This is a genomic window from Flavobacterium gilvum (assembly GCF_001761465.1).
GTDB lineage: Bacteria > Bacteroidota > Bacteroidia > Flavobacteriales > Flavobacteriaceae > Flavobacterium > Flavobacterium gilvum.
Genome location: NZ_CP017479.1, coordinates 2,100,463 through 2,119,445, shown reverse-complemented (window position 1 = coordinate 2,119,445; position 18,983 = coordinate 2,100,463). Strand labels below are relative to the sequence as shown.

At 34.6% G+C, this 18,983-nt stretch carries 15 protein-coding genes; 6 read left to right on the top strand and 9 right to left on the bottom strand.

Features of this window, described 5'->3' with window-relative positions; translation table 11 throughout:
* Positions 1-77: 77 nt before the first annotated feature.
* Positions 78-950, bottom strand: a complete 873-nt coding sequence (locus tag EM308_RS08955; RefSeq protein ID WP_035638989.1) for an AraC family transcriptional regulator — start codon at positions 948-950, stop codon at positions 78-80.
* A 185-nt stretch (positions 951-1,135) separates the two neighbouring features.
* On the opposite strand from EM308_RS08955, the gene EM308_RS08950 reads away from it, so the two are divergent.
* On the top strand, positions 1,136-1,540 hold the full coding sequence (locus tag EM308_RS08950) for a T9SS type A sorting domain-containing protein (RefSeq protein ID WP_035638992.1): 405 nt from the start codon (positions 1,136-1,138) through the stop codon (positions 1,538-1,540).
* Between the two features lie 68 nt (positions 1,541-1,608).
* Here EM308_RS08950 and rhuM read toward each other — a convergent pair whose 3' ends face one another.
* Together rhuM and EM308_RS08940 are read right to left on the bottom strand one after the other, a co-directional pair.
* Entirely contained in the window at positions 1,609-2,595 is a 987-nt protein-coding gene (rhuM, locus tag EM308_RS08945; RefSeq protein WP_035638996.1) for a RhuM family protein, read from the bottom strand.
* A 284-nt stretch (positions 2,596-2,879) separates the two neighbouring features.
* Entirely contained in the window at positions 2,880-6,332 is a 3,453-nt protein-coding gene (locus EM308_RS08940; RefSeq protein ID WP_035638999.1) for a methylmalonyl-CoA mutase family protein, read from the bottom strand.
* A gap of 330 nt (positions 6,333-6,662) precedes the next feature.
* On the opposite strand from EM308_RS08940, the gene purU reads away from it, so the two are divergent.
* Complete coding sequence (gene purU / locus EM308_RS08935; protein ID WP_035639002.1) at positions 6,663-7,517, top strand: formyltetrahydrofolate deformylase; 855 nt, start codon at positions 6,663-6,665, stop codon at positions 7,515-7,517.
* Between the two features lie 224 nt (positions 7,518-7,741).
* Here the strand turns inward: purU and EM308_RS08930 are convergent, their stop codons facing one another.
* Entirely contained in the window at positions 7,742-8,785 is a 1,044-nt protein-coding gene (locus tag EM308_RS08930) for a methyltransferase (RefSeq protein ID WP_035639004.1), read from the bottom strand.
* A gap of 19 nt (positions 8,786-8,804) precedes the next feature.
* Entirely contained in the window at positions 8,805-9,485 is a 681-nt protein-coding gene (locus EM308_RS08925; protein ID WP_051877849.1) for a VOC family protein, read from the bottom strand.
* A 187-nt stretch (positions 9,486-9,672) separates the two neighbouring features.
* On the opposite strand from EM308_RS08925, the gene EM308_RS08920 reads away from it, so the two are divergent.
* Positions 9,673-10,395 (top strand): DUF4197 domain-containing protein, encoded by a 723-nt coding sequence (locus EM308_RS08920; RefSeq protein ID WP_035639006.1) that lies wholly within the window; start codon positions 9,673-9,675, stop codon positions 10,393-10,395.
* 320 nt (positions 10,396-10,715) lie between these two features.
* Here the strand turns inward: EM308_RS08920 and EM308_RS08915 are convergent, their stop codons facing one another.
* The 4 genes from EM308_RS08915 to prfA form a co-directional block, all read right to left on the bottom strand.
* Entirely contained in the window at positions 10,716-11,528 is an 813-nt protein-coding gene (locus EM308_RS08915; protein WP_035639008.1) for an alpha/beta fold hydrolase, read from the bottom strand.
* Positions 11,529-11,643: 115 nt separating this feature from the next.
* Positions 11,644-12,441, bottom strand: coding sequence for an ABC transporter substrate-binding protein (locus EM308_RS08910; RefSeq protein WP_035639038.1), 798 nt, complete (start codon positions 12,439-12,441; stop codon positions 11,644-11,646).
* A gap of 214 nt (positions 12,442-12,655) precedes the next feature.
* A complete protein-coding gene (gene pyrF / locus EM308_RS08905) occupies positions 12,656-13,477 on the bottom strand; it encodes an orotidine-5'-phosphate decarboxylase (protein WP_035639011.1) in 822 nt (273 codons plus the stop codon).
* Positions 13,478-13,639: 162 nt separating this feature from the next.
* Positions 13,640-14,716: a peptide chain release factor 1 gene (gene prfA / locus EM308_RS08900; protein WP_035639014.1), complete on the bottom strand. Its 1,077-nt coding sequence runs from the start codon at positions 14,714-14,716 to the stop codon at positions 13,640-13,642.
* A 191-nt stretch (positions 14,717-14,907) separates the two neighbouring features.
* Between prfA and EM308_RS08895 the strand changes: the two genes are divergently transcribed.
* The 3 genes from EM308_RS08895 to EM308_RS08885 all read left to right on the top strand — a co-directional run bounded on the left by EM308_RS08895 (position 14,908) and on the right by EM308_RS08885 (position 18,965).
* Positions 14,908-15,558: a hypothetical protein gene (locus EM308_RS08895; protein ID WP_035639017.1), complete on the top strand. Its 651-nt coding sequence runs from the start codon at positions 14,908-14,910 to the stop codon at positions 15,556-15,558.
* Positions 15,559-15,780: 222 nt separating this feature from the next.
* Positions 15,781-16,740, top strand: a complete 960-nt coding sequence (locus tag EM308_RS08890; protein ID WP_035639018.1) for a nitrilase family protein — start codon at positions 15,781-15,783, stop codon at positions 16,738-16,740.
* A gap of 314 nt (positions 16,741-17,054) precedes the next feature.
* On the top strand, positions 17,055-18,965 hold the full coding sequence (locus EM308_RS08885) for a S9 family peptidase (protein ID WP_035639021.1): 1,911 nt from the start codon (positions 17,055-17,057) through the stop codon (positions 18,963-18,965).
* The last annotated feature ends 18 nt before the right edge of the window (positions 18,966-18,983 follow it).

Genomic DNA, 18,983 nt, shown 5'->3' with positions numbered 1-18,983 from the left:
CTAAAAAATACACATTATTAACAAACAGCACATTACATATAATTCATCTTGATTTTATAATAAAAAATATTTCTAAATCAATCCATTATTGATTTTAATTCATGGCGATATTGCGAAGCACTTTTCCCGGTAAAAGCTTTGAAGGACTTATTAAAATGACTAAAATTATTAAATCCGCTTTCGTAACAAATCTCGGTAATGCTTTTTGTATTCTCCGACAAAAGTTTTGAAGCATGAACCAAACGGTAATCATTGACAAAAGTGGTAAAAGTTTTATTGGTCATTTTTTTAAAATACCTGCAAAATGAAGGAGTTGTCATACTCACCATACCCGAAACGGTAGCCAACTGTATAGGTTCCTGAAAATTATCTTTCACATGATTAAAAACCACATTTATCCTGTCATTATCTTGAACCTGCATTTCTAATGTAAAACCTTCGGCATTCAAAATTGTGTATTCATCACTTACCCCAAGGTCATTCAAAATCCTAATCATTCTTAACAATCGATCAAAACTAGACCGATTTCCCATTTCTTCTATTATGGGTGCAATTCTTTTTATGGTTTCTTTACCAAAAGCAATCCCTCCTTTTGCTTTCTTAAAAAGATGCTGAATGTTTTTTAGTTCTGGAACTTTCAAAAAATCACTTCCCAAAAAATCAGCAGGCATCTGGATAACAATTTCATTTTTATTTCCCGTTTGCTCATTAGTAAATCCGCAGTGCGGCAAATTACTGCCAATAAGGACCAAATCACCATCTGAATAATAGGATATATGACTCCCTATCTGTCTTTTGCCAGAACCGCCGTTTACAAAAACCAATTCGATTTCGGGGTGATAATGCCACAAATCCGATTTACAATTCGCATTTTCAACATAACTTGAATACGTAAAAGAACTCCCAAAAGGAGGAGTGATAAGTTCGAGTGTGGGGTTCATTTTTTTCATAGGTTTTGCATTTTGGATATATTCAAATTTACCACAAAACAATCTTATTTTACCAAAAATTAACCTACAACGATTTCGAAAGGTTAAAATAAAACACTAATCAGAAAATAGAGTTGTGCACATTATTTAATTACAAAACTACCTTAGTACCAGACAATTAATTACTAATTTAAAACAACAGTATTATGAAAACAATCTTAAAATTTAGTCTGGTGGTTTTAGTAGCATTTACTACAATGAGTAGCTATGCAATCGATGGTGATTTTTTACTTAACGTAAAAAAAGGAACTGGCAAAATAATTAGTTTTTCTGTAAATGAAATTCAAAAAGCCAAAGTAAAAATATACGACGTCAATCATGAAGAAATCTATTCTGAATATGTGACCGGAAAAGGTGGCATCAAAAGAACTTACAGTCTTGAGGAATTCCCTGACGGGGTTTACTATCTCGAAGTGGAAACCAATTTAAAAAGAGTAACTCACGAAATTGACATTGCTCACGAGGTACCAACATTATCAAGAAAATCAATTGCCGAAGTATACAAAGGGGAATTGAAAATGAAAAATGATAATATCGCTACAACAAATTAATTTGGTTTTTTTTTAATTAAAAATGGAAACAGCTCCTTTATTTGGAGCTGTTTTTTTAAACACTTTTTTTAAGACTGTACTTTTCTATTATTAATCAAATTAACAACAACCTTAACCATCATGTCTTTATCATCCGATTTTGATTCAGCTATCATCAAAGTCAGTGCCACTAGGGCATTATCATCTATTACTTTGTTACCTAGATAATACAACAATGCATTACGATCAAGAAACCAAACAAACAAGAAAGCAGCAATACGCTTGTTCCCGTCGGAAAAAGAATGATTTTTTGTTACAAAATATAAAAGATGTGCAGCCTTTTCTTCAATAGTTGTATACAATTCTTTACCATCAAAAGTCTGATAAATTGTCTCCAAAGAACCTTTGAAAGAATCGTCCTTTTCATTACCAAATAATTGCGATCCTCCAAATTTAATTTTCAATCCTTCAATTGCTTTTTTAGCTTCAGTATAGGAAATTCGAAAAACTTCTCTATTATCCGACTCTACAATTTTTAATGTTTGATGATCATATTGATCCAAGACATCTAAAGCAAAAGCATAATCACCTAATACTTTCAACAAGCCTTGGGCTTCATCCCCTGTAATAGCTTTTGTCGTCGCAATAGATTCTAATAAAGAAACAGCCTGTTTTAATTCCTGAAACTTATTCTCGGCTTCTTTTAAACGTTTTTCATTTATAGCATAGCCTTTAACTAAATAATCGTTTAAACGCTGAGTAGCCCATTGTCGAAATTGAGTTCCTTGTTTAGATTTCACCCTATAACCAACGGAAATTATTACATCGAGATTGTAGAAATCAACATGATATGTTTTCCCGTCAGTAGCAGTTGTCGCAAAATTTGCGACAACTGATTTTTTATCCAATTCGCCTTCCTCAAAAACATTATTAACATGCTTTCCAATAGTTTTTATATCTCGATCAAATAAGATAGAAATTTGTTGTCTATTTAACCAAACTGTACCCTGATCTAGACTTACATTTAACTCAATTTTATTGTCTAACGACTTATATATTTCTATTTGATTTACCATGCTTTATAAATTACTGTTCAAAAAAATTACCTTGCTAAGTTAAACAATAATTATATAAGAAAAATACTAAAAACACAAGTTCTTTAAATAATACCAATTAGAAATACAAAATAGTCTTTTTATTTAACCTCACCCCAACCCTCTCCAAAGGAGAGGGGGTAAAGATTGGATTATTTTATATTTCTAAATGTTATAAAAGCAATAATCCTATAAAAATCAAAAAACACATTCAACAAAACTTATATGTCTGCCGAATGTGTTTTATATTGTAAAAGCAAAAAAAATTACATATTCCTTCTATACTGCCCACCTACGTCAAATAAAGCGTCTGTGATTTGTCCCAAAGAGCAAACTTTTGTCGCTTCCATCAAATGTTCAAATAAGTTTTCACCTTTAATAGCTGCTTCCTGCAAGGTGTTTAAATGCTCTTTTACCGAAACAGCATTGCATTGATGTAAATTATCGAGCATTGTAATTTGGTATTGTTTTTCTTCTTCGGTGGCACGAATCACTTCGGCAGGAATAACCGTTGGAGAACCTTTGGAACTCAAAAAAGTATTCACACCTACAATTGGAAATTCGCCTGTGTGTTTCAAGGTTTCATAATACAAACTTTCCTCCTGAATCTTAGAACGCTGATACATTGTTTCCATCGCACCAAGAACACCACCACGTTCTGTAATTCGGTCAAATTCCTGCAGAACGGCTTCTTCTACCAAGTCGGTTAATTCTTCGATAATAAATGAACCCTGAATAGGATTTTCATTTTTGGCTAAACCTAATTCCTTATTTATAATCATCTGAATTGCCATTGCCCTGCGAACCGATTCTTCGGTAGGCGTTGTAATTGCTTCATCATAAGCGTTGGTATGCAAGGAATTACAATTGTCATAAATCGCATACAACGCCTGCAAAGTAGTACGAATATCATTGAAATCAATCTCCTGCGCGTGCAATGAACGACCCGATGTCTGAATATGGTATTTCAACATTTGAGCTCTTTCATTGGCTCCGTATTTATTTTTCATGGCTTTCGCCCAAATTCTCCTTGCCACACGGCCAATAACAGCATATTCTGGATCGACACCATTGGAGAAAAAGAACGATAAATTGGGACCAAAATCATTGATGTCCATTCCGCGGCTCAAATAATATTCCACGTAAGTGAAACCATTTGAAAGCGTAAAAGCCAATTGAGTAATTGGATTGGCACCCGCCTCGGCAATATGATAACCCGAAATAGAAACCGAATAGAAGTTCCTTACGTTTTTGGCAATAAAATATTCCTGGACATCTCCCATTAATCGCAAAGCAAATTCGGTGGAGAAAATACAAGTATTTTGAGCTTGGTCTTCTTTTAAAATATCGGCCTGAACTGTTCCTCTTACTTTCGAAAGTGTTTTTTCTTTAATCTCATTATAAATTTCCAAAGGCAAAATCTGATCTCCGGTTACACCCAATAGAAATAACCCCAAACCATTATTTCCCTCTGGTAAATCACCCTGATAATGAGGACGCTCTATACCTTTTTGCTTGTAGATTTCGTTTATTTTTTCCAGCACCGATTCCGTTAATTCGTGTTTTTTGATATAAATTTCGCATTGCTGATCGATAGCGGCATTCATAAAAAAACCAAGCAACATAGGTGCAGGCCCATTAATAGTCATACTCACCGAAGTCATGGCGTGCACCAAGTCAAAACCGGAGTATAATTTTTTAGCATCATCCAAACAGCAAATAGATACCCCTGCATTTCCTATTTTTCCATAAATATCAGGTCTCAAATGAGGATCGTTACCGTATAAAGTTACACTGTCAAAAGCGGTGGAAAGTCTTTTGGCAGGCAATCCAGCACTCACGTAATGGAAACGTTTATTGGTTCTTTCCGGCCCGCCTTCACCGGCAAACATTCTCGATGGATCTTCGCCTTCCCGCTTAAACGGATACAATCCTGAAGTAAAAGGAAATTCACCAGGAACATTTTCCTGTAAAGACCAACGCAGAATATCGCCCCAAGCTTTATACTTTGGCATTGCAATTTTTGGAATTTGCGTATGCGAAAGCGACTCGGTATGTGTAGCCATTTCTATTTCTTTATGACGCACTTTAAAAGTGTAAACCGGATCTTTGTACTTCTTAACTTTTTCGTTCCAATTAAGAATCAATTTCCAATTGTGTGGATCCAAATCCATTTTTACTTTATCAAATTGATTCAGTAACAGATTTAAAAAGATTTTATTCTCAGCAACGCCCGGTTTTTCAGATTCTAAAGCACTTGGTAAAACCGAATCCTCATCGATTCCTGCTTTATTAACCAAAGGAATTTTTCCAGAAACACTTTCAATCGTTTTGAAAATTCCATATAATTTTTGAGCCACTTGTTCTTGGCTCAAAGCCGTTTCGTCGTATTTTCTATTATTCTCTGCAATCTCTGACAGGTAACGCGTTCTATGTGGCGGAATCACAAATTTTTTCTCACTCATTTCACGGGTAATTTGAAAAGTCGATTTCAAATCAGCACCAGTTTTCTCAACAATTTTGTCCATGATGGATTTGTACAACGTATTCATCCCCGGATCGTTGAATTGAGAAGCAATAGTTCCAAAAACCGGCATTTCATCAGGGTTTTTATCCCATAAATTATGGTTGCGTTGGTATTGTTTTTTTACATCACGAAGAGCATCCAAAGCACCACGCTTGTCAAATTTATTTAAGGCCACCAAATCGGCAAAATCAAGCATGTCGATTTTTTCCAATTGGGTTGCCGCGCCAAATTCGGGTGTCATTACGTAAAGTGAAACATCCGAATGATCCATAATCTCCGTATCGGATTGACCAATTCCCGAAGTTTCAAGAATAATGATATCGTATTTTGCCGCCTTCAAAACTTCAATGGCTTCGGCAACGTATTTTGACAATGCCAAATTTGATTGACGCGTTGCCAACGAACGCATATAAACTCTAGGATTATTGATGGCATTCATACGAATTCGATCACCCAATAAGGCTCCCCCTGTCTTTCTTTTAGAAGGATCGACAGAAATCAATCCGATTGTTTTTTCGGGAAAATCGATTAAAAACCGGCGCACCAATTCATCCACCAAAGATGATTTTCCAGCTCCTCCCGTTCCTGTGATTCCGAGAACAGGGATTTTGGAGGATTCATTTTTTGAATGGATTTTATCAAAAAAAGGTTTGGCTATTTCCGGAAAATTCTCGGCTGCCGAAATCAAACGGGCAATAGCTGTAAGTTTTTTATTTTCCAATGAATCCAATTCACTTGTCAATTTGTCTCCAATAGGAAAATCAGAACGTTGCACCAAATCATTAATCATTCCCTGCAGTCCCATTGCTCTCCCATCATCGGGAGAATAAATTCTGGTAATGCCGTAATTTTGCAATTCTTCTATTTCCGAAGGCAGAATTACCCCTCCGCCTCCACCGAAAATCTTGATATGACCCGCTCCTTTTTCCTGAAGCAAATCATACATATATTTAAAATACTCATTGTGTCCACCTTGATAAGAAGTCATGGCAATGGCATTTGCATCTTCCTGAATGGCGGTATTCACCACTTCTTCGACACTTCGGTCATGCCCCAAATGAATTACCTCGACTCCTGTGGACTGAATAATTCTTCTCATTATATTGATTGCAGCATCGTGACCATCAAAAAGAGATGCGGCTGTTACGATTCGGACTTTGTTTTGGGGTTGGTAGGTTTTTATTAATTCCATTTTAAGAATATGATAATTTAACAGTGCAATTTACGTAAATTTTAAAATAAAACTCATCAAAAACAACTTAAAACACAAAATATGACAACGTTGTTTTTTATTAAGAAAACAAGCTCTGTTTTTGGAAAAAAATTGGTATTTTCGAGTTTTAGCCCCGATAAAAATGATTTAAGATTTTTGATTAACGATATTTGATTTTTGAAGTTATAAAACTCGTAAAACCAAAAATATTTTAAGTTTAGCAGTACAAAATCTAATATCAGAAATCGTTAATCATCATTCAAAAATCCATAGGAATGCTCCTAATTATTTTTAGAAAATTTTAAAGAAATGCAAAAAATCACCATACTTATCCATTGCGAAGACAAAAAGGCTATTATTGCCTCGGTGACGAATTATATCGCTTCGATTGATGGAAATATCACTTACCTTGACCAACATGTTGATCCCGACGAAAATGTGTTTTTCATGCGCCTGGAATGCGAACTCAGCAAGGCCGATTGGAAAATTGAAGCTATAAAAAGTCATTTTCAAACCAATCTAGCGGCTCCTTTTAATATGACTTGGGCGATGTACCCACAGGATGAAAAGCCAAAAATGGCGTTGTTTATTTCAAAATATGACCATTGTTTGTATGATCTTTTGGGACGATTTTCAGCGGGTGAATTGCCTCTTGAAATCCCTTTGATTATAAGCAATCACGAAGATTTAAAATCGGTGGCGGAACGTTTTGATATTCCGTTTTTTTATGTTCCTTTTACAAAAGACACTAAAGAAGAAGGCGAGAAAGCACAAATTGAATTATTAAAAAGATTTGATATTGACTTTATTGTTTTGGCGCGTTATATGCAAATTATCACACCCAAACTTATTGAACTTTATCAAAACAGAATTATCAATATTCATCATTCGTTTTTGCCCGCATTTCCGGGTGCCAAACCGTATCATTCGGCTTTCAAGCGTGGGGTGAAAATTATTGGCGCCACGAGCCATTATGTTACTGAGGAATTGGACGAAGGCCCAATTATCGAACAGGATATTACGAGAGTTTCGCACAGCCATTCGATAGAAGATTTTATTACAAAAGGGCGTGATCTAGAACGAATGGTACTTGCCAGAGCTGTCAAATTGCACGCCGAGCGAAAAACCATCGTGTATAACAACAAAACGGTTGTATTTTCATAGGAAAATAACCGCTTACCAAAATTAAGTATTGGCACACAGATGACACAGATTAAACGGATTTATACAGATTTTGATTGTTTTAAATGTGTAAAATCCGCGAAAGTCTGCGTCGTCAGCGTGAAAAAAAACAATAAAATCCTAATGCCAATTTTGGGTTTATATAATTTCATCTGCTAAATCTGCGTTCTATATTTTCGCGCAGACTTCGCAGACTTTTTTCTCATTTATTTGTAGGCAATCGCAGCACTTGTAGGCCCCGTCAATGGAACAATCGAAGTCGATTTGAAACCAACATTTTTTGTCCATTTATTGAAACTGGAAAAAGTATAGTCAAAGCCAGTTCCGGTTTCTATCAGCATGTTCAGGCTCATCATCATTCCGAAAACATTTTTGGAACGCTCATCGTCGATTACATTTTCGATAGCAACAAAAGCACCGCCTTCGGGAAGAGCGTCATAGGCTTTTTGAAGCAGTAGTATTTTTTTATTTTCGTCCCAATCGTGTAGAATATTCCCCATGACCACCACATCGGCTTTTGGAAAAGGGTCGGCAAAAAAATCGCCACTAGCCGTTACAACTCTATCTCCAAAAGATGTTTTTGCAATTTTTTCTTTGGCGATAGGCTCGACAACCGGAAGGTCAAAACTGGTGCATTTCATATGTGGCTGATACTGGGCAACCATCGATGACAATGCCGCTCCGCATCCGCCGACATCCGTCAATGTTTTGTATTTTGAAAAATCAAACTGCTGTGCAAAGGCATTAAAATTCCCCATTTGAATACTTCCCATTGCATCGATGAATTCCAATAATCTTTCGGGTGATTTATAGAGTTCCTCAAATAAATTATCATTGCCTGATTTGATTTCATTTTGTGGCAAACCTGTGAGTAAACCGTCCTCGAGATTTCCCCAATGGTGATACAAACGGTTATTCAGCATTTCGAGCATTCCCCCAATATAAGAAGCTTTGCTCTTTACCAAAAAAGCATCGGAATGAATACTATTGGAATAAATTGCCGATTCCAAAAGCCCTTTTCGACTGAGAAAACCAAGACCAGTTAAGACATCAAGAAAATCATACATATGAATATCGGTACACTTCAGGTTCAGTGTTGCCTTTATTTCCTGAGCTGCCATCGATCCTTTTTCGTCAAGCTTCGAGAATAATTGAAATTTTATTGCTGCAAGCAACACTTTTGATGCCCAAAATCCCGAACCGATTTGCATAATACTTGCCGGTGAAGGCTGATTGTCTTGATTTTCCATTTTTTTGTCTATTTAAATTTTACAATAATTTTGATTTATTTCCTTCTAAAACTTCCAACACTTTGTTTTCTCCTTTATAACTGAACAAAATTTTTGTCCAAAAGGATTTTGATTTTTTATCGGTTGTCGGATACCAATTCCTGTTTTCTTCAACAAGAATAAAAAGTCCGGTTACGGTTCCTAAAACAATAAATTTAGGTAGTTTGGGTTGTTTTGAATAAGGCGTCAATCCGTATGTTTCAAACAGTTCGTCGCATTGTTCGTTGACATTTATGGAAACTAGTCCAATCTCGCTTACAGATATAATAGACTTGCCATCAAATGGTTTTTCAGTGGCGTTGTTCAAATCGTATCGTGCAATAAATTCTATAATATTTCTATTATTGTCATAAAAATAAAAGGACTTGGCATTCCAGTTATAGAAATCAGCAATTTTATCGGGCGGAACCACATACATGATTTCGGTTTTGTCTTCTATCCAGGAAAATGCTTCAAGTAACTTATTATTGGGGACATCAAATGCAAAATGATAAACCGGTTTTTCATTTTGGGAAACATGAAAAGTCAGTTTTGTGATGCCTACTTGGAATGAAACAGTAGAACTATCACAATATAAGGTTTCCAATCCCAAAACCCGATTATAAAAAATTTCAGTTTTTGGAATATCATCCGATAATAATTCCAATTCGAGTATTTTCATCTCTTTGAAATTGCAATTATTTTCACATCAAAAACAAAACACAAATATCTATATTTCAATATATTACAAATATACAGAATAAATTCGATGCTGCTTCTTTATTAAATCGATGCTTTTTTACATTTCATCGATAAAGTACTACCAATCGGTTCACATTCTTTACTTATTTTTGAAAAAAATAAACAAAATGAAAAAAACCTTATTCCTACTTCTCCTCCTACCTGCAATCAGTAATGCCCAACTAAAAGATATACTTACAAAAGCTGCCGATAAAATTGGCACTATCACAAAATCAAACAGCAGTCTGGATATTGCCGCCGGGCTAAAAGAAGCGCTTAATAAAGGAGTAACAGTTCAAGTATCAAAACTCACCGCAACCGATGGATTTTATAAAAACGAAGCCGTAAAAATTCTTATGCCTGAAGAATTGGCAAAAGTCGACAAAACGCTTCGAAAAATGGGACTTTCAAAATTGGCTGATGAAGGAATATTAGCCATGAACCGCGCCGCCGAAGATGCCGTAAAAGAAGCAACACCAATATTTGTTTCGGCTATCAAAAACATAACAATAACAGATGCGAAAAGCATTTTGCTGGGACAGGAAAACGCTGCAACGGTCTATCTACAATCATCAACCCAACAACCCCTTTATGCTAAATTTAATCCAGTGGTTCAACAATCCATAGGAAAGGTTGGTGCCGATGTAATCTGGACCAAAATGATAAAACAATACAACATGATTCCGTTAGTCACCAAAGTAAATCCCGACCTTACGGATTACATCACCAAAAAAGCATTGGATGGTGTTTTCAAAATGATTACCGTTGAAGAAAAAAACATTCGTACCGATTTGAATGCGAGAACTTCGGACTTATTAAAAAAGGTATTTGCATTACAGGACAAAAAATAAGTCAATGGCAATGTCAATATCAATTTAAATAAAATGATATTGCTTTTTTTATCATTTTATAAAATTTAAAGCAAAACAAAAGCGACTTTGATAATCGCTATTTTACGCTCAAAAAAACAAGAATAATAGTCTGTTAAAATTAACTTGAAAAACTTAACTTTTTAAGAAAAAGTAATAACAATTCCTTAACAACGATGCTTAAACATTATTCGCATCTTTGCAATGTAATAAACTGGTTATTTATTACTTTGGTTTTGGTTAGTTATAAAGTTGCCCGCATCTTAAATGATGCGGGCATTTTTAGTTACAATAAGTTCGATTTATTTTGTTGTTTGTATAAAAGACAAAACCGCAGTATTGAAGGCATTAGGTTGCTCAACATTGACCACATGTCCGCAATTTTCGATTACAAATAACTGAGAAGTTTTGTAATGATTTTCTGCCACTTTACGTACCGAAGGCAAAAACATATAGTCTTCTTCACCCATTACATAAAGCGTAGGGATATTCAATTCTACTTGTCTGAACCATTTCAGCACTGGATTTATCTCGGCAGTTAATTTAAACCATTTGATAAATTCCTTTTGATACAATTTTTTGGCTTCGTTTATAAAAAGAGACCTTGATTGCTTATGACTTTTTTTGGGCATAATCACAAAAGCAAAAAACTTATACAAAACCAAATAAGGTAAAACATACTTAAAAGTGTTTCCCAAACGCATTAATATTTGAGAACGAAAATTCATTTTTAGGATAGCTCCGCCAAGAATCATGCTTTGCACTCTGTCAGGATACATTTCTGCCAATTGCCTGATGAGGATAGTTCCCAATGAAATTCCAACAAAATGTGATTTTTCAATTTTAAGATGATCCAAAACCTCCAGTATATCATGGGCCAAAGCCGAAAAAGTATATTTTTGTTTAAAAGCGGTTTTCAAGGTTGGTTTTGACTCACCGTGCCCTCTCAAATCCAACAACAAAACATTGTAATCTTTTCTAAAATCCCTTATTTGCTTGAACCAAATAGATGAACTTCCTCCAGCTCCATGCACAAATGTGACCCATTGCTTCGCCTGTTCGCTACCGCTCGGATGATCGCTGTTCTCGTTCTTATAAATTGTAAAATTAATCACTAGGCTTTTTTTGTTAGCAAATATAGTACTTTTTACGACTTCTAGATTGTTAGATTACTGAACTTTGGCTTTTGACAATTGTCGTTTTGACTTTTGACAAATCGATTCTATCTTTCTAAATACTTTTATGAAGAAATTTAAAATACTCCAAAGCCTTAATCAATCTGCTTCCGTGCCAAGAAAACATTTCCCCGTCTACTAGAATCGCTTGCGCATTATCCCCAAACGATTTGACTATTTCATAACCATCTTCAGTTTTAAACGGAAACGGTTCTGACGAGAGCAAAATCAAATCCAATTCATTTTCTTCATCAATTTTTTCAAGATCAATTTCGGGATACCTTTCTAAGGAAACAAAATAATTCTGAAAATGGTTCAGCTTTAATAATTCATCTATAAAAGTTCCTGAACCGGCAACCATATATGGATTTTTCCAAATAAAATACGCCACTTTCCTAACCGGAATATTATTGATAAATTTTTTAAAATCGCTCAAGGCAAAAGCCAATTTATCATTCCACTTTCGGGCTTCTGTTCTTTTATCAAAAACCTGACCAAAGTCGGTAATCATTTGAAAATTAGACTCAAACGAAGCAACATTCGTTACCCAAACAGGGCAAATCTCCTGCAATTCCTCGACCATTCCCTGCGTATTCTCTTCTTTGTTGCAAATGATAATATCCGGTTCCAATAACTTGATTCTATCATAATGGACATTCTTAGTCCCGCCGACAATCTTTTTTGTAGATTTCAAATGAAAAGGATGCACACAAAACTTGGTGATTCCAACAATGTTTTCTTCCAAACCCAAATCGTACAATAATTCGGTTTGAGAAGGAACGAGAGAAACAATTCGCTTTGGAGTCGAATTAAAAGTGTGAATATTTCCTATTTGGTCTTTGAATTGCTTCATCTTTTTGTTTAATGTTTTTAATTTGTTTAAAGTTTTGGATTGTGTAAAAAACCGCAAAGTTCGCAAAGTTATTACCTTTGCGAACCTTGCGAAAAACTTTGCGAACTTTGCGGTTAATTATACTCAAAGAGAATTGCTATAAACGTTTAAACAACTTTAAACTTTAAACAATTTAAACCTTTAAATAACTTTAAACTTTAAACAATTTAAACTTTTAAAATTTCAAACTAACTATTTCTTCCATTTCTTGTTGCATTTTCAAAGCTTCTGCTCTTGCAACATCAGCAAAATCAGTTCCATTCGAAGCATAAATAATCGCTCGTGAAGAATTAATCAATAGTCCAATATTGTCATTCATTCCGTATTTACACACTTCTTGAAGGCTTCCCCCTTGTGCACCAACACCCGGTACTAGCAAGAAACTATCTGGAACAATCTTTCTTATTTCTGTAAAATACTCGGCTTTGGTAGCACCAACAACATACATTAAATTTTCAGAATTTTTCCATGTTTTAGATGTTTCCAAAACCTGCTTGTACAATTCTTTTCCGTTAACCTGAAGTGTCTGAAAATCAAAAGCACCTTCATTAGAAGTTAACGCCAACATAATAGTGTGTTTATTTTCAAAAGCGAGAAAAGGCTCTACCGAATCTTTTCCCATATAAGGAGCCACAGTTACGCTGTCAAAATTCAAATCTTCAAAAAAAGCTTTGGCATACATCGACGAAGTATTTCCAATATCACCTCTTTTGGCATCGGCAATGGTGAAAATTTCAGGATGTTTTTCATTGATATAGTCAATCGTCTTTTGCAATGACTGCCATCCTTTTAAACCATAAGCTTCAAAAAAAGCAATATTGGGTTTATAAGCCACAGCCAAATCGTGAGTCGCATCAATAATAGCTTTGTTGAATTCAAAAATAGGATCTTCGGTAGTTAATAAATGTTTTGGTACTTTATTTAAATCCACATCCAATCCTACGCATAGAAATGATTTTTTAATTTTAATCTGGTCTATAAGTTCTTGTGTTGTCATTTGAAAGAAAAGTTTAAAATTTAAAGTTTAAAGTTTCAGGTTGCCCAACTTTGAACCTAATTATACATATCAGTTATTTTAAAATTAAAAAAAATGCCAAAACTTAATTCAGTATGGCATCTTTTCCTTTATTCTATTTTGTATACTCCAGCATCTATTTTCTTAAAAAACTTCGCTAGCTTCTTTTAATTTCTCCATATTGTTAACCAATGCTAATTCGGAAACAATTTTCTGAATATCACCATTCATAATGTTACCCAAATCGTAAAGAGTCAAACCAATTCGGTGATCGGTTACACGACCTTGCGCGTAGTTATACGTACGAATCTTAGCCGAACGGTCACCCGAACTTACCTGAGAACTACGCTTTTTGGCATCTTCCTCTTGTTTTTTGGCCAATTCCATTTCGTACAAACGAGAACGCAATACCATCAAAGCTTTATCTTTATTTTTATGTTGTGATTTTTCATCCTGACATTGTGCCACCAATCCGGTAGGAATGTGAGTTAAACGTACAGCCGATTTCGTCGTATTCACCGATTGTCCTCCAGGTCCTGACGAACAAAAGAAATCCACACGAACATCATTCATATCTACCTGAACATCAAACTCCTCAGCTTCTGGAAGTACCATAACCGTCGCAGCCGATGTATGTACACGTCCCTGAGTTTCCGTTTGAGGTACACGTTGCACACGGTGAACACCCGCTTCAAACTTCAATGTTCCGTAAACATCTTCTCCTGTAACTTCAAAAATAACCTCTTTGAAACCACCCGAAGTCCCTTCATTCATATCCACAACAGAACTTCTCCACCCCATGCTTTCACAATATTTGGTGTACATTCTGAACAAATCTCCTGCAAAAATACTTGCTTCATCCCCACCCGTTCCGGCACGAATCTCCACCATAACGTTTTTCGCATCTTCAGGATCTTTTGGGATCAGCATAAATTTAATTTCATCTTCCAATTGTGGCAGGCGATCTTTGGCTTCATCCAACTGCATTTTGGCCATTTCCACCATTTCGGCATCACTTCCATCGGCAATAATTTCGTTTGCCTCATCAATATTTGCCAAAACTATAATGTATTCTTCTCTCTTTTCAACCAAGGCTTTAATGCTTTTGTATTCTTGGTTAAGCTGCACATAACGTTTTTGATCAGCAATGACATCCGGCTGGATAATCAAATCCGAAATCTCATCGAAACGCTGCTTTACATATTGAAGTCTATCTAACATTTTATAAGTCCTTTTATTTTGGACTGCAAAATTACAAAATTTTTATTGAAAGTTCCCGCTATAAAATTTTCAAGTTTTTTATTCAAAATAATCCGAAAATTCTTCTTTCTTACAACACGATTATATTATATTTGTTCATATAAAACCTTCTTGTAAGACTATCATTAACAAGAATATAAGCTAGAAATATCATGAAAATCGTCAATTCTACAAAAACAATCATACTATTTATATTTATACTGTTCAATACATTTTGTGATGCACAAGATTTACCAGAAAACGGGATTTACTTTGACCAAAATGAAAATAAAATTTCAAAAAAAGAATTTCTTATTATCGCTCAAAAAAACAATTTAATGATTGCCAAAAATGATTCATTGGAAAAATATCGATTATTACCAAAAGACAGAACCGAACGAGGTAAAATCAATAATCTGGAAGAAATTATTTTAAAAATTGAAGAACGAACTAATTCACAAATTGATCGAACTAAACCACTTGTTGCAATATTTTATCCTGGAAAAGACCCATATAATTCATCGGGCACAGCAACTCGACAATCTTACAAGGAATGGTTTACGACATTGGAAAAGAAAATTTTTAAGATTTCGAAAACCAAACCTATTTATTTGTATAGACGTAACGAAGGTCTGGAGAAATTTGATGGGATTATAAAGTGGTACAAGGACCCTGAGAATATAATAGAGAAAACATTTTTTAGGTTTCATTATCCATGTTACAGCTATGTAATAGTTTCACCAAACGGAAATTATATTTCTTTTTTTGGAGAATTTTCAAAAGATATGCTTTGGACACATTTAAAAGAGTTAAAAAAACAATAACGAAAAAAACAAAGTGAGTTTACTCCGTATCTCGCAATGAAATGTAAAAATTAATACAATAGTTAAACACAAGCAGACCAGACACCACGAAAAACATTTCTTAAAATATTTTTTTATTACGTATATATCTTTCAATTTTACACATAAATCAATTGTTATGAATACAAAACTAACATTGAAGATTAAAAATAAAACAATCGACTAAACATTGTAACTATTACTATGAACAAAATAAAAATATCGACAGCACAGTTTGAAAACAAAAGTGGTGACAAAGCTTATAATCTCTCTATTATTGAAAAACTTTCCCAAAAAGCATCAAGTGAAGGATCGAACATAATTGCTTTTCATGAATGTTCTATTACTGGTTATACATTTGCCAGAAATCTTTCGAAAGAGCAAATGCTTGATTTAGCAGAATTTATTCCTACTGGAGAAAGTGTTTTGAAATTAACAGAAATAGCAAAAAAATATGACATTGCAATATTAGCAGGCCTTTTTGAAAAAGACGAAAATGACAATTTATTCAAAGCCTACGTTTGCGTAGACAAAAATGGAGTAGTTGCAAAATATAGAAAATTACATCCTTTTATAAATCCGAACTTGACACCCGGAAATAATTATTGTGTTTTTGAACTTAATGGGTGGAAATGCGGAATTTTAATTTGTTACGACAACAACATTATTGAAAATGTAAGGGCAACAACTTTATTGGGAGCAGATATAATTTTTATGCCCCACGTAACGATGTGTACACCTTCAACACGACCAGGAGCAGGTTTTGTAGATCCAAAACTTTGGGCAAATCGTGAAGTCGATCCTACTTCGCTACGATTGGAATTTGATGGTATGAAAGGACGGGATTGGCTAATGAAATGGTTACCATCCAGAGCTTATGATAATGCTGTTTATGTTGTTTTTTCAAACCCAATAGGAATGGACGATGATCAGCTAAAAAATGGTTGTTCTATGATTATTGATCCTTTTGGAGACGTTCTTGCCGAATGTCGTTCATTTGATGACAGTTTTGTAACCACTACAATTAATCCAGAAAAACTTATTCAGGCGGGAGGACATCGATACATAAAAGCAAGACGACCAGAACTATACAGAGACATTATTGGACAAAATCATAAATCAGAGCAAAGTGTAATTTGGCTTAACTCTGACGAGAAACAATAAAATTCCACAATCATAGTCTTTGCGAAGCACGAAGCAACCTTACTATCAAAAGTAAAACCTAAAAAGAATATTCTTAATGTATTTCCTTCGTTCCTCGCAATGACACAAAAAACAAAAAATTCAACACCACCTTCTAAATCCCACATTTCGTTACAATCAAAACAATTTGTAAAATAATTCGGCTTTCGTTCTAAATATTAAAAACTTTTTCTTACTTTTGAAATCATACACATCACATTTTCAATATCATACAGTATTGTAGCCCCATTTTCAAGAGCAGTTTTTAATTCCAGAAACATCAAAAAAAGCAAAATATGATTAGAAAATCCGTTTTATCCGTTTTAGTTGTTTTGGCAACATTTTTTATTTCCTGCAAACAGGAACCCAAAGAAACTCCTGCCCCATTAATTGACGTGAAAACTTTCTTCAAGAATGGAGAAAAAAGCTCTTTTAGAATCTCACCCGATGGAAATTATTTTAGTTATCGAGCCGACTACAAAGGAAAAACCAATATTTTTGTTCAAAAAGTAGGCGAAGAAAAATCGGTTCGTGTTACCAATGATACACTAAGAAGCATTTTTAATTATATGTGGAAAGGTGACAGAATTGTGTATGCACAAGACATTGGCGGAGATGAAAATTTTCAGCTTTTTTCGGTAAAAGCAGACGGAACAGATTTAAAAAAATTAACACCTTTTCCTGGTGTAAGAAGCGATATTACAGATGCTTTGATTGACATCAAAGGAAAAGAAAAAGAGTTAATTGTACAGATCAACAAAAGGGTAAAAGAATATTTTGACCCGTATCTTTTAAATGTCGAAACTGGAGCTTTGACACTACTTTATAACAACAAAGAAAACTTTGACAGCTGGGTTACAGACAATAATGGTGTTATTCGCCTTGCTTCAAAAACTGACGGCGTAAACATTACTTGGAATTACCGAAATTCAGACAAAGAACCTTTTACTCCTTTGATTACTACGACTTTCAAAGATTATTTTATACCTTCATCTTTTGATAAAGACAATAAAAATATTTATGCATTAAGCAATATAGGAAAAGATAAAGTGGTTTTAGTTGAATACGACCCAATCGGCAAAAAAAACGTAAAAGAATTGTATGCTGACAATAATTATGATTTAAACGGAATCACTTACGACAGAAAAAAACAAACTTTGGTTTCTGTTGATTGGGAAGCTGAAAAAAAAGAAAAACATTTCTTTGACAAAGAATGGGAAGAAATCAACAACAATCTGAAAAAACAAATTGAAGGCTACGAAACCGACATCGTAAGCTATGACGACGCTAGAACCAAAGCTATTGTCTGGGCAGGAAATGACAGAACTCCGGGAAAATTTTATTTGTATGATTTCAAAACTGCAGAAATTAAAGAAGTTGCAGATCCATATCCTTGGATTAAGGAAAATCAAATGAGTCACATCAAACCAATCACTTATAAATCAAGAGACGGTTTGGAAATTCACGGTTATTTAACGCTTCCGATTGGTATTGAACCCAAAAATCTGCCTGTAATTATTAATCCTCATGGTGGCCCTTGGGCAAGAGACGGCTGGTATTATAATCCAGAAGTTCAGTTTTTAGCTAATCGTGGTTATGCAGTTTTGCAAATGAATTACAGAGGAAGTACAGGTTATGGAAAGAAATTTTGGGAATTAAGTTTCAAACAATGGGGAAAAACCATGCAGGACGATGTTACTGACGGCGCTGAATGGCTGAAAAAAGAAGGCATTGCCGAAGAAAAAAGAATTGCGATTTACGGAGGCAGTTATGGCGGTTATGCCACTCTTGCCGGAATCACTTTTACTCCTGATTTATATGCAGCTGCGGTTGATTATGTTGGCGTAAGTAATTTATTTACGTTTATGAATACGATTCCGCCTTACTGGAAACCGTACTTAGATCAGTTTCATGAAATGGTGGGAGACCCTAAAAAAGATAGTTTACTACTTGCATCGTCTTCACCGGCTCTGCATGCTGATAAAATTAAAACACCTTTGTTTATAGCTCAGGGCGCAAACGACCCGAGGGTAAATAAAGCCGAAAGCGACCAAATGGTAGAAGCCTTGAAAAAACGTGGTGTTGCTGTAGAATATATGGTAAAAAATGACGAAGGACATGGTTTTAGAAATCAAAATAACCGTTTTGATTTTTACTCAGCGATGGAGAAATTCTTAGAAAAACATTTGAAACAGAAAATCAAATAGATTTCAAAACTGAATTTG